1 protein-coding gene is annotated in these 933 nt (G+C 63.7%); it reads left to right on the plus strand.

The window, feature by feature from the left end:
* A partial coding sequence (locus tag DBR22_RS18085) for an extracellular solute-binding protein (RefSeq protein WP_258229282.1) occupies positions 1-933 on the plus strand: 933 nt, incomplete at both ends.

The raw sequence follows: 933 nt of genomic DNA on the forward strand, positions 1-933 counted from the left end.
CGGCCTGCGGGGGACCCAGCACCGGAGGCACGCCGGCCGCCAGCGAAGCAGCAGACATCGATTTCAGCGGCGTGAAGCCGGCGGCGAAGATCGATTTCTGGAGCAACCACCCCGGTAAGTCGCAGGACGTGGAAAAAGCAATCATCGAGAAATTCCATGCCAAGTTCCCGGACATCAAGATCAACCTGGTGACCGCCGGCGCGAACTACGAGGAAATCGCCCAGAAGTTCCAGACCTCGCAGGCCGCCAAGACCGGACTCCCGGGTGTGGTGGTCCTCTCCGATGTCTGGTGGTTCCGCTACTTCACCAACGGCAGCATTATCCCGGTGGACGGTCTCATCAAGGAACTGGACATCAAGGTGGACGATTTCCGTAAATCGCTGGTGGACGATTACAAGTACGACGACAAGCAGTGGGCCCTTCCCTACGGGCGTTCCACTCCCCTGTTCTATTACAACAAGGACCACTTCAAGGCCGCCGGGCTCCCGGACCGCGCACCCGCCACCTGGCAGGAGTTCGGCGAGTGGGCGCCCAAACTGAAGGCATCCTCCGGCGCCCAGTACGCCTACATTTATCCGGCCCTGGCAGGCTACGCCGGCTGGACCCTGCAGAACAACCTCTGGGGCTGGGGTGGTGCCTGGTCCAAGGACTGGGACATCACCTGCGACTCGGCGGAATCCGTCGAAGCCCTCCAGTGGGCCCAGGATTCGATCTACAAGCACGGCTGGGCCGGGGTGTCCTCCAAGGAAGCGGCGGACGATTTCTCGGCAGGACTCACCTCCTCCACCATCTCCTCCACCGGCTCGCTCCTGGGTGTGCTGAAGTCGGCCACGTTCAACGTGGGGGTCGGTTTCCTCCCGGGCGGCCCCAAGGCAGCCAGCGGGGTGTGCCCCACCGGCGGTGCGGGGCTGGGCATCCCCAGCGGAATCACCA

This window comes from Arthrobacter sp. HMWF013, from assembly GCF_003061105.1.
In the GTDB taxonomy this organism is placed as follows: domain Bacteria; phylum Actinomycetota; class Actinomycetes; order Actinomycetales; family Micrococcaceae; genus Arthrobacter.